Origin of the sequence: uncultured Brevundimonas sp., from assembly GCF_947305955.1 — a bacterium.
GTDB lineage: Bacteria > Pseudomonadota > Alphaproteobacteria > Caulobacterales > Caulobacteraceae > Brevundimonas.
In genome coordinates this window covers 20,250-30,572 of the sequence record NZ_CAMZFB010000037.1, presented here as the reverse complement: position 1 = coordinate 30,572, position 10,323 = coordinate 20,250, and the positions used below count along the sequence as shown (strand labels likewise).

Annotated in this window: 12 protein-coding genes; 9 read left to right on the top strand and 3 right to left on the bottom strand. The window is 63.5% G+C overall.

The features are described from left to right. The first annotated feature begins 156 nt into the window (after positions 1-156). Genes ispG through Q0Y42_RS10130 form a run of 3 tightly spaced genes read left to right on the top strand, consistent with a single transcriptional unit; the run spans position 157 to position 2,187 of the window. Entirely contained in the window at positions 157-1,293 is a 1,137-nt protein-coding gene (ispG, locus tag Q0Y42_RS10140) for a flavodoxin-dependent (E)-4-hydroxy-3-methylbut-2-enyl-diphosphate synthase (RefSeq protein ID WP_297803287.1), read from the top strand. Between the two features lie 12 nt (positions 1,294-1,305). Then, positions 1,306-1,569: a DUF333 domain-containing protein gene (locus tag Q0Y42_RS10135; RefSeq protein ID WP_297803284.1), complete on the top strand. Its 264-nt coding sequence runs from the start codon at positions 1,306-1,308 to the stop codon at positions 1,567-1,569. 18 nt (positions 1,570-1,587) lie between these two features. Beyond that, complete coding sequence (locus Q0Y42_RS10130) at positions 1,588-2,187, top strand: glutathione S-transferase N-terminal domain-containing protein (protein WP_297803282.1); 600 nt, start codon at positions 1,588-1,590, stop codon at positions 2,185-2,187. 30 nt (positions 2,188-2,217) lie between these two features. Here Q0Y42_RS10130 and Q0Y42_RS10125 read toward each other — a convergent pair whose 3' ends face one another. Then, the gene (locus Q0Y42_RS10125) at positions 2,218-2,991 is read right to left on the bottom strand and encodes a sulfite exporter TauE/SafE family protein (protein ID WP_297803280.1); all 774 of its coding nucleotides are present in this window, start codon (positions 2,989-2,991) and stop codon (positions 2,218-2,220) included. 76 nt (positions 2,992-3,067) lie between these two features. Further along, on the bottom strand, positions 3,068-3,436 hold the full coding sequence (locus tag Q0Y42_RS10120; protein ID WP_297803278.1) for a response regulator: 369 nt from the start codon (positions 3,434-3,436) through the stop codon (positions 3,068-3,070). Between the two features lie 331 nt (positions 3,437-3,767). Here Q0Y42_RS10120 and prfA point away from each other — a divergent pair, with 331 nt between their 5' ends. Further along, entirely contained in the window at positions 3,768-4,835 is a 1,068-nt protein-coding gene (prfA, locus tag Q0Y42_RS10115) for a peptide chain release factor 1 (protein ID WP_297803276.1), read from the top strand. On the opposite strand, the gene Q0Y42_RS10110 is transcribed toward prfA, so the two are convergent. Next, positions 4,832-6,100, bottom strand: coding sequence for a YihY/virulence factor BrkB family protein (locus tag Q0Y42_RS10110; protein WP_297803274.1), 1,269 nt, complete (start codon positions 6,098-6,100; stop codon positions 4,832-4,834). The two genes, prfA and Q0Y42_RS10110, sit on opposite strands and share 4 nt — an antisense overlap. Before the next feature lie 97 nt (positions 6,101-6,197). Here Q0Y42_RS10110 and prmC point away from each other — a divergent pair, with 97 nt between their 5' ends. The 5 genes from prmC to Q0Y42_RS10085 all read left to right on the top strand — a co-directional run bounded on the left by prmC (position 6,198) and on the right by Q0Y42_RS10085 (position 10,298). Beyond that, positions 6,198-7,103 carry a peptide chain release factor N(5)-glutamine methyltransferase gene (gene prmC / locus Q0Y42_RS10105; protein WP_297803272.1) on the top strand — a complete coding sequence of 302 codons (906 nt, stop codon included), beginning with the start codon at positions 6,198-6,200 and terminating at the stop codon, positions 7,101-7,103. Positions 7,104-7,434: 331 nt separating this feature from the next. Continuing rightward, complete coding sequence (locus Q0Y42_RS10100) at positions 7,435-8,301, top strand: DUF4167 domain-containing protein (RefSeq protein ID WP_297803270.1); 867 nt, start codon at positions 7,435-7,437, stop codon at positions 8,299-8,301. A 166-nt stretch (positions 8,302-8,467) separates the two neighbouring features. Continuing rightward, positions 8,468-9,046: a hypothetical protein gene (locus Q0Y42_RS10095; protein WP_297803268.1), complete on the top strand. Its 579-nt coding sequence runs from the start codon at positions 8,468-8,470 to the stop codon at positions 9,044-9,046. Between the two features lie 77 nt (positions 9,047-9,123). Further along, entirely contained in the window at positions 9,124-9,822 is a 699-nt protein-coding gene (locus Q0Y42_RS10090; protein WP_297803266.1) for a DUF4893 domain-containing protein, read from the top strand. A 53-nt stretch (positions 9,823-9,875) separates the two neighbouring features. Then, entirely contained in the window at positions 9,876-10,298 is a 423-nt protein-coding gene (locus Q0Y42_RS10085; protein WP_297803263.1) for a hypothetical protein, read from the top strand. Positions 10,299-10,323: the final 25 nt, after the last annotated feature.

Sequence of the window (10,323 nt, the reverse complement as noted above, 5' to 3'; positions counted from 1 at the left end):
AGCCGCCGCGCAGGTCGCCGCCACCACGCCGGCCCCCGCGGCTGCATCACCGGCTCCGGCGACGGCTCCCGCCACGCGTTAGACCATAAGTCTACGCTGAAACTTCAAACATAGGGCATAGTCTTGGGGCTCTGCCCGTCCTATGTATCGGCCGACATGTCAGACCATACCCACGTCCGCCCGTGGCGCCACATCGAGCGTCGCAAGAGCCGCCAGATCCGCGTCGGCAATGTGCTTGTCGGTGGTGACGCCCCGATCAGCGTCCAGTCGATGACCAACACCCCGACCTCGGATGCCAATGCCACGATCAACCAAATCCGGCAGCTGGAAGAGGCGGGTGCCGATATCGTGCGCGTCTCTTGTCCGGACGTAGAGTCGACCGAGGCATTCAAGACGATCGCCAAGGCGGCCAAGGTGCCGCTCGTGGCCGACATCCACTTCCACTACAAGCGCGGCATCGAAGCCGCCGAGGCAGGCGCCGCCTGTTTGCGCATCAATCCGGGCAATATCGGCTCGAGCGAGCGCGTGAAGGAAGTCATCAAGGCCGCCCGTGACAACGGCTGCTCCATGCGGATCGGCGTGAACGCCGGATCGCTGGAGCGCGAACTGCTCGAAAAATACGGCGAGCCTTGCCCCGACGCCATGGTGGAAAGCGCGCTGAACCATGCCCGCATCCTTCAGGACAACGACTTCCACGAGTTCAAGATCTCGGTGAAGGCGTCCGATCCCTTCCTGACGGTCGCCGCCTATCAGCAACTGGCCGAGGCCATCGACTGTCCGCTGCACCTTGGCGTGACCGAGGCCGGCCCGCTTCGCACCGGCACCATCAAATCCTCGATCGGTCTGGGCTCCATGCTGTGGGCCGGTATCGGTGACACCATCCGCGTGTCTCTGGCCGCCGATCCGGTGGAAGAGATCAAGGTTGGCTTCGATATCCTCAAGTCGCTGGGCCTTCGCCACCGCGGCGTGAACATCATTGCCTGCCCGTCCTGCGCACGTCAGGGCTTCAACGTCATCGAGACGGTCGCCATCCTCGAGGAAAAGCTGGCCCACATCGCCACCCCGATGAGCCTGTCGATCATCGGCTGTGTCGTGAATGGCCCGGGCGAGGCCCTCTATACCGACGTCGGTTTCACCGGCGGTGGCGCAGGGTCCGGCATGGTTTACTTGAACGGCAAGATCGCCCACAAACAGGCGAATGACGGGATGATCGACCACATTGTGGAACTGGTTGAAGAGAAAGCCGCTGAACTGGATGCGGCCCGAAAGGCCGCAGACACTTCCTCGACCTAAGGAGTTCCGGTCATGCGCCTTCTTCCACTCGCCACGCTGGCAGCCCTGCCGTTTCTCATGCTGGGTGCCTGCGCCCCGCAGGAAAAGAACGAGCCGCAGCTGATCGGCATGCCCAACCCCGCCTCGGTCCACTGTCGTGAAGCCGGCGGCCGCACTGAAATCCGCACCCAGGCGGACGGCGGTCAATATGGCGTATGCGTGTTCAACGACGGTCGCCAATGCGAGGAATGGGCGCTATTCCGTGATAACCGCTGTGTCGCTCCGACCCAGCGCTGATCTAGCCAGAGCCTTGGAATGAAACTCTACATCACCACCCCTTCGCCCTTTGCCCGCAAGGTCCGCATTGTCGCCCGCGAAAAGGGACTGTCCGACAGGATCGAAGAAGTGGTGGTGGACCCCTACGCCAATGCGCCGGAACTGCTGTCGACCAATCCGGTGGTACAGGTCCCGACCCTGATCGCCGAAGACGGCGAGCCTCTGAACGACAGTCCGGTCATCTGCGAATATCTCGACCGTCTGGGTGGGGGTGACGATCTCTTGCCCCCGTCCGGTTCTGCCGAGTGGCTGCGCGTGAAGCGTCTGGAGACGCTGGGCAATCAGGCGCTGGAAATGGGCGTCAAACTGGTGCTGGAAAAGCGCCGCCCTGAAAGCGAGCGCTCCCCCATGTGGATCGACCGCTGGACCACCAATATGGGCCGCGCCCTTGATGCACTTGAAGCCGAGACCCTGTCGGCGGACAACATCAACATCGGCACCATCACGGCGGGTATTGCCGTGACGTGGATCGGCTTTCGCCATCCCGACTATAACTGGAAGACGGGCCGCCCCAATCTGGTAGCCTTCCAACAGGCCATCGAGGCCCGCGAGAGCTTCGTCGCCACCTTCCCGAAATAAGAAGAAAGGGAGCCGGTCCGGCTCCCTTTTTTATTTCAGGAACAGGTTCACACTCTGAAAAATGGCAAGCCCCACCAAGAGGATACCCACCGCATAGGTCAGGACCGAGCGCGGCACCTTCTTGACGATCAGTCCGGCAAACGGCGCTGCGATCAGACCGCCCACGACCAGACCCCCCACCGCGGCGGCATGGTTTTCCAGCGCGCCAGCCTCTTCCCAGTGGCCCGTCACCAAGGCCCAAACAAAGGTGGCCGAGACGGCAAGCGTCAGGAAGAACTCGGCGGTGTTGACGGTGCCGATTGCCTTGCGTGGCTCCTGACCCGAACCGATCATCGACGAGGTCACGGTCGGTCCCCAGCCGCCACCGCCTATAGCATCCAGAAACCCGCCGATCAGGCCAAACGGCGCGGTAACCCAGCGCGGTAGCTTGCGCGGTTTGAACTCATGCCCCGCCTTCCACAAAATCCAGAGACCAATGACGGCCAGATAGAGGATGACGAAGGGTTTGATGATGTCCCCGTCGATCCCCGACAGGACATAGGCCCCCAATATTCCGCCTAGCACACCGGCGATGGTCAGGGGCAGGAACAGCCGCCAGTCGATATTGCGGTGGGCGACGTGGCTGGTGGCCGATGCGGCGGTGGTGAAGACCTCGGCCGCATGGACACTGGCCGAGGCCGTGGCAGGGGGCACGCCCAGCGCCAGCAGAACCGACGATGAGATCACCCCATAGGCCATGCCCAGCGCGCCATCGACGGCCTGGGCCAATATGCCGACCAGCAGAAAGATGAAGAAGGTTTCCATCAGAACTCCCGTGTCGGACCTGAACCCTGCACCCGCATGATCGGGCCCGTTCTCAACGCCTGTAAGCGTCGCTTGTTCAGTGCAGCGGCTCCAGTTCCTGCACAGCCTTCAACACATCGGCCGTAGAATAGGGTTTGGAGATGGTCGCCTTGGCCAATCCGACCTCTGCCGGATCGGTCAGCGTTTCGCCCGACAGGAAGATCACCGGCACGCCCCAGCGCGATTTCAGGCTGCGCGCCAGATCGATCCCGCTGGCCTCGCCTGACAGGTTGATGTCCAGCACCGCCAGATCAATCTGGTGAAGGGCGGTGGCGGCCTCGGCGGATTCAGCGCTGTGGAACGGGCCGATGACGCGATGTCCGGCCTCGTCGAGTGCTTCCGTAAGTGCGGTTGCAGCGTCTGCGTCGTCTTCGACAACAAGGACGTTCCGGGGTTCGCGGGTCATGGGCTCTCCTAAATCCTGAGTGCAGAGGCGGACAGGCACGCAGGGTCATGCACGGGCTATGCCGACCAAATCGGCACAGGCTGAAAACATACCCTTGGTGGACCATCCCCTACACAAGCTGTCGCCGGATCAGCCACCGTGGGGAGGGCGGCTCTTCCGACCTTTTAGAGCTAGGGTGCGACAGGGCGGATGGAAATGGACCTGACGCGCTTGTTACGTGCCATCACAATTTCTCCAGATGGCTGTGAGGCCCTGCGACCGAGGTCGGGCATGGACTTCACAGGCGGCTACAGCGTATTCAGGCCGCGCCCTATTTGACCGGAGTATATCCTTGCGACTGCCCCAGGCCCGTCTCGATCAGGTTCTTGACCGTTTCCACGAGGTGGAAGCGCGGATGGGGGCTGCGACCGATGGTGCCGAGATCGTGCGCCTGTCCAAGGAGCACGCCGAGCTGAAGCCGGTGGCCGATGCCGTCACCGCACTGGCCAAGGCGCGTCAGGAAATGGCCGATTTGGAAGCCATGGCCGATGATCCGGACATGGCCGATATGGCCGCCGAGGAAATGGAGACGCTGAAAGAGCGCCTGCCGGAACTGGAGCGCGACGTGGCCCTGCTGCTGGCCCCGCGTGATGCCGATGAAAAGGCCTCTGCCGTTCTGGAAGTGCGTGCCGGTACTGGCGGGGACGAGGCGGCCCTGTTCGCGGGCGACCTGTTCCGCATGTATTCGCGCTATGCCTCCAGCATCGGCTGGCGTGTCGAGATCGACAGCGCCACCGAAGGCGAGGCGGGCGGCTATAAGGAAATCATCGCCACCATCACGGGCGAGGGCGTGTTCGGCCGCCTGAAGTTCGAGTCAGGCGTCCACCGCGTCCAGCGCGTGCCCGCGACCGAGGCCGGTGGTCGTATCCACACCTCGGCCGCGACCGTCGCCGTCCTGCCGGAAGTCGAGGACGTGGAGATCGAAATCCGCGATCAGGACATCCGCATCGACACCTATCGTTCCTCCGGTGCCGGTGGCCAGCACGTCAACAAGACCGACTCCGCTGTGCGGATCACCCACTTGCCGACCGGCATTGTCGTGACCTCGTCGGAAAAGTCGCAGCACGTGAACCGCGACAAGGCGATGAAGAACCTGCGTATCCGTCTGTACGACATGCAGCGTCAGGCCAAGGACGCCGCCCGTTCGGATGCGCGCAAATCACAGGTTGGCTCGGGCGACCGTTCGGAGCGCATCCGCACCTATAATTTCCCGCAAGGGCGCGTGACCGATCACCGCATCGGCCTGACGCTGCACTCCCTGCCGCAAATCCTCGAGGGCGATCTCGATCCGATGCTGAACGCCCTGATCGCCGAGGACCAGGCCGCCCGTCTGGCCGACCTCGAGGCCGAGTTCGCCTAACGCCTGCGTTTCTTGCGCTTGGCGACCTTGGAGCCAAGGCTTTCGGCATAGCGCAGGGTAAAGGCGAGGGCGGCGGGCGTGCCGCGCCGTGCCCCCACGCTATCGGCCATGATGGCTCCGCGCTCGCCCATTGGCTTGTCCGGCCCGACGGTGGTGTCCATGGCGGTCTGGTGCTCGATCTCGGCGTTCAGGCGCGCGCCCATCAGCACGACCTGCAGCGAAATCCAGGTCCACAGCAGGAAACCCATGGCCGCCGACAGCGGACCGTAGGAGTCCGTGCGCACGAAATTGCTCAGGAACCAGCTGAACAGCAAGGACACCAGAACGCTGAGCACAGCCGCCACTGTGGCTCCCGGCGTCAGCCAGCGCCAGCGCGGCGATCGGCGGCTTGGCCCGATCCGGTAAAGCAGGTTCAGACAGCCGATATAGATGATGAACAGCACCGGCCAGCGCAGCGGCGACAGGAACGCCCACTCTTCCTGCAGGCCGAACAAGGCAATGACCACCGGCACACCCACGACCAGAACCGATGTCAGCATGATGCCGAGGATGGACGTCAGGGTGACGGCCATACAGACCAGATTATAGACGAAGATGTTGCGCTTCTCGACCTCGTGATAGGCGAGGTTCAGCCCGTAAAAAAGTGTCTTCACCCCGCCATTGGCCGCCCAAAGCGACAGGGCCAGCGTCCACACAAGGGTAAAGGTCAGCTCTCCGGTCGATCCTCCGGCCAGTCGTGTCATCTCGTTGCCGAGGAACTGGGACACATTGGCGGGCAGCATCTCATAGATGAAATCCAGCCGTCCCCACGCATCCGAAGGGTTCGCGAACAGGCCATAGATGGTGACGAACGCACCCAGCGTCGGGAACAGGGCCAGCAGCATGAAGAAGGTCACGCCGCCCGCCACGAACGACACGCGGTCGCCAAAGAATCCGCCGCCCGTCCGGTACAGGATATCGACCCAGCCCTTGTAGGGGATCTTCAGCGGGCTGGTGGCCAGTCGCCCGCGCTTGGGATCGGCGCGGTCAAAGGCCTGGGGGGACATGTCGTCATCCGACACGCCCTCGGGTCTGGTTTTGCGCAGATCGATACCGATCCGGTAGCCCTGCGAATAGAGCAGGTGGGCCGCCGTGGCCCCCGCGGTCAGACCGCCTGCGACCGCACCGGCATAGCGCAGCCACACCGGCATGCCCTTGCCGCCCTTGTTGCGGGATGCGGCACCCGACAGGGACTTTGAGATCGTGTCCAGAAGGTCACGAGACATCGACGAGGTTTTCTTTTTACCCATGGCGGTTCACAACGGCCCGCTCTGTAACCCGTTCCGCCTTGAAAACGTCGGGCATAAACCCCAATCAATCCGCATGACCGCGACCTCTCCCAATCCGTCCTCTTCTGCCACGCTTCTGACCACGTGGAAGCAGGCCCAGGCCCGCTTCAAAGACGCTGGACTGGACAGCCCCTCTATTGATGCCCGCATCCTGCTGGAAGCGGCAACCGGTGCCGGCCGTGTCGATATTCTGACCGATCCTTATCGGGCCGTCACGCCCGAGCAGCTGGCCAAGCTGGAAGAACTGGTCCAGCGCCGCCTGAAGCGCGAGCCGGTCTCCAAGATTCTGGGCCGCAAGGGCTTCTGGAAGATCATGCTCAATGTGACGCCGGACGTCCTCAGCCCGCGTGCCGACACCGAGGTCATCCTCGACATCGTCACCCTCGCTTTCGGTCCGGAACAGGCCTTTGAAATGGTCGATCTGGGCACCGGTTCGGGTGCCATCCTGCTGGCGGCACTGGCCGAGCGCGCAGGCGCACGCGGTCTGGGTGTCGATGTGTCGAACGAGGCGCTGGTTGTGGCCCGCGAAAACGCTGCCACCCTGTCGCTCGACAGCCGCTGCAGCTTCGCCCACGCCAACTGGACCGAGGGGCTGGCCGACAACAGCTATGATCTGGTGGTGTCGAACCCGCCCTATATCCCCTCGGCCGACATCGCCAAGCTGGATCCGGAAGTGCGCGAGCACGATCCGCTGATCGCGCTGGACGGCGGCGAGGACGGTCTGGACCCGTACCGTATTCTGGCCCCCGAGACGAAGCGCATCCTGCGCGACGGCGGCATCTTCGCCTTCGAGATCGGCTGGGATCAGGGCCCGCAGGTCAAGGCCCTGTTCGAGCAGGCCGGCTTTACCGATGTGAAGGTGGTCAAGGATCTGGGCGACCGCGACCGTGTGGTCACCAACGGTCCGGACCCGCGCACCACGCCGCGTCCCCAGACCTAAAGCCTGACAAAATATTGCTCTGAAGCGGCGGCAAGCATTGGGCTTGTCGCCGCTTTTTGCATTTATGGCCTTGGCAAAGCCGTCTGACACGCGCTAAGTCGTGTCTGTCTCCCACCTGAACATTGCGAATACGGCTGCATACGCCCTTCGCCGTGCGTCAGGCATGTGATGGCTGCGCTCACAAGGCACAGCGGACCACAGGGCGGCAGATTTTTTCCGAACAGATCGCACGGGGATAGGCCCCGTTAGTGCGCAATCAGGACTTGGGCCCGCCTGTCACCCACAGGCAAACCCGCACCAGCACGGTACCCCGATGAGAGATTTCAAGGGCATGAAGCGTCAGCGCGGCCGCAATCGCAAGCCGAGCGGTGGCAACAACGCCAATGCAACCAACCCGAACCGTTCGTGGGACTCGCAAGGTCCCGAGAACATCAAGGTTCGCGGTAATGCCCAGACGGTTTATGAGCGCTACATGCAGCTGGCCCGCGATGCGGCCGCTGCCGGTGACCGCGTTCTGGCCGAAAACTACACCCAGCACGCCGAGCACTATTTCCGCGTTCTGCGCGCGCTGCAGCCGCTGCGTTCGGTCAGTGAAATCGCCCAGCGCGAGCAGGTCGGCCAAGGCTTCGATATCGATTTCGAAGACGAGTCCGGCGCACAGGCCGCTGCCATCATCGCCGCCCAACAGGCCGAAGAGCGCCGCGCCGAAGAAGAAGCCCGCCGTCAGGCCGAGCGCGCCGAGCGCGAAGCCCAGCGCGAGCGTGAACGTGCCGAGCGCGCCGAACGCGGCGAGCCGGAACCCGAGCTTGAATCCCGCGAGGGTGGTCGTCGTGAAACGCGCCGCGAACGTTGGGAGCGCCGTCGTGAAGAGCGTAACCGCCGCTTTGAAAACGGCGAAGGCAACGAACAAGCCAACGGTGACGAGCCGGTAGAGGCTACCGCCGAAACTGCCGAAGCCGCTCCGGCTGCTGAACCGATGGCCGAGGCTCCGGTGCGCCAACGCCGTCGCACGCGTGCCGAGAACACCGAGGCCGCGACCGAGGCGACCGAAGGCGGCGAGGAACTGTCGCGTGACGCCCAGTCCCTGCCGGGCTTTGTCAAACGTCCGGTGGCGATCGAGGAAGAGGGCGAAGCCGCTCCCGCTCCGCGTCGCCGCGCCCCGCGCCGCAAGCCTGCCGAGGCCGCCAGCGAAGACTGATCCGTCAGTCCATTGCCGGAATATTGCAGACCCGCAGTCCTAGCGACTGCGGGTTTTTCCGTGCCGTTCCGGTAACTGAAACTTCCGTTTCTCGGGCGATGACTGAGACAAACCTCAAGGTGTTGTCATGGCTTCCCCCGGCTCATCCCACCCGCTCGGTATTTTAATGGCAGAAATCCATCGTCTGGCCTCGGCGATCCGTCAGGCCGTCGGTGACGACGATGCCGCAATGCCCGCCCTGCCGACGCAGGTCTGCGACCCGACTGCCGTCATCCGCTCGGTCTGCAAAGGGCTGGACGACTTTGCCTTCCTGCAAGGGGCCGACCTGTTGCGTTGCTATCGCTGGGACAAGACCCTGCTCCTATGTGATCCCGCCCATCTGGGCGCCGTGCTGGCCGAGATCATCTCGGCGTCGTTGAAAGCGGCAGGGCAGGGTGGAGCGGTTATTGTCGACAGCCAGTTCGGCCCCGCCGGACTGCGCCTCAGCATCAGCGACAGCAGTGGCGGTGACGGCGTCGATGCCGTCGCGTGGCAGGGCAGTGAACACCATCGCCTGCTATGCGCCCTGACCGCCCGTATCGAACAGATGGGTGCGGTACAGGTGATCGGCTTCCACCGCGGCGAAGGGGTGGTTGTCGAACTGGTTTTCCCGACGGCCTTCTGCCTCAATGCCCGCATGATGGATCGCCCGCCCTCAGCCGCCAACCAGCGCGGACGGCCAACAAAGATACGCGAACGGGGCTAACGGCTTGGGTTGGCGGTGATTTGACGCTAGCATCGTTCTGAAGGCACCCGATTTCGGTGCCGCTTCGGGAGAGTCGCGTGCGGTTATCAGCTTCCGGTAAGCTTTTCGGATCGTGTCTGCTCGGTGCCTTGGTTGCACTGTCGCTGTCAGCCTGTGAAACTGTCAGAACGTCCGTCGCCGAAGTCGCGCCACCCCCGCCACCGCCTCCGCCCGCACCGCCCGCCGATGTGACGGTCCTGCCCGATTGGCGCAGTGTCATCACAAATGCCGACCGTGAACGCTATGCCCGCCGCGCCGAGGCGTGGGAGGTGTCGCTGGAACAGGCCCTGTTCATGGACGGCAGCGGCAATCTGGAAGCTCTAGGCGACCTGATCCGTCCCGAGGCCGCGCTCAACGACCCGTCCATTCCGAACGGCCTCTATCGTTGCCGCACCGTCAAACTGGGCAGCCAGTCGAACGATGGCCTGGGCTTTGTCGTCTATGGCTGGTTCAACTGCCGCATCCAGCAAACGGCGCAGGGACAGACGCTGGTCAAGCTGACGGGCTCCCAGCGCCAGCACGGCACCTTCTATCCGGAAAGCCAGACCCACAGCGTCCTGCTGGGCTCTATGGCCCTGTCCAACGAGACCTCTGCTCCCGCCTATGGTCAGCGGCATGACCGCGACGTTGTGGCCGTGCTCGAACGCATTGGCGAGCAGCGCTGGCGCCTTGTCACCCCGTGGCCGCGCGCGGAATCCAATCTCGATATACTGGAACTGGTTCCGGCGTCGCGTTGACTTGGGGCACTGTGGTGCCCAAGTGTGGTTCCTAGTTTTATGAGGAGGGGCCATTGTCCACCACGCCCACCACGATCGGCGCAAAGGCCACGATCTGGAGCATCATCGGCGTCGTCGTGATCGCTGCGATCGTTCTTGTCGGCCTGCCGACCTACAACGTCTATTCCAAACAGATGCAGGGCCGCGCCGCCTATGAAGAGGCGGTACAGAACCGACGCATCCGCGTGCTGGAAGCACAGGCCGCCCTCGATTCCGCCAAGCTGACCGCGCAGGCTGAAATCGAGCGTGCCAAGGGTGCCAATGAGGCTAACCGCATCATGGCCGAGGCTCTGGGCGGACCGGAAAACTACCTGCGCTGGTCCTACATCAACATGCTGCAGGAAACCGCAGGCAAGGACGGTCGCCAGACCATCTACATCCCGACCGAGGCGGGCATGCCCATCCTCGAGGCGGGCAAGCGCAGTGACCGCCAATAAAAAGGGCCGGATCATCTGATCCGGC